The organism is Ruegeria sp. AL12, assembly GCF_056540885.1.
In genome coordinates this window covers 1-525 of sequence record NZ_JBQFXN010000206.1, presented here as the reverse complement: position 1 = coordinate 525, position 525 = coordinate 1, and the positions used below count along the sequence as shown (strand labels likewise).

At 52.0% G+C, this 525-nt stretch carries 1 protein-coding gene; it reads left to right on the top strand.

All coding sequences use genetic code 11. The features are described 5' to 3' along the window. Positions 1 to 270: 270 nt before the first annotated feature. Positions 271 to 525, top strand: a 255-nt coding sequence (locus ACR0C6_RS22245) for a hypothetical protein (RefSeq protein WP_480621379.1), incomplete at its 3' end; no start/stop codon positions are given.

Below are 525 nucleotides of genomic sequence, written 5' to 3'. Positions count from 1 at the left end.
CGACGGACCGGGAGAAGTCCATTTTCGCTGGCCTTTGACTTTTTCAAGCTTCGCAAGAAACGCGGAAAGCTGAGGTTTTACGAGTACTTTCTTTACGAGCTTTATGATCGGGAGCGTTGGTCTGATATTGAGCGTGAGGAGTTCGTTTCATCTCATGTCCACTGGCCGCTTGTAAATGCTTGCAACAACAGTCAATGGCAGGCCCTCACCGAAGACAAATGGTTGTCTGCGTGTTTCCTCGAACACAACAGGCTGCCCGTGCCGAAAACTTTGGCTGTCTTTGATCGCAGCGCGCGCCAGTTCGGTGGAACGCCAAAACTGACAAACGCCGAAGACTTGAAGTCCTTCTTTTCGACCCACGCGTCATGCTCGGCTTTCGCGAAACCTATCGTCGGGATGTGGAGCGCAGGTGCCATGCGCATTTCGGGGCATACTGATACGCATGTCATTCTGGACGGGCAGGAACCTCAAACCTACGAGGACTTCGCAAATTCGACACTTGGTGAAATCCCCTACATCTTTCAG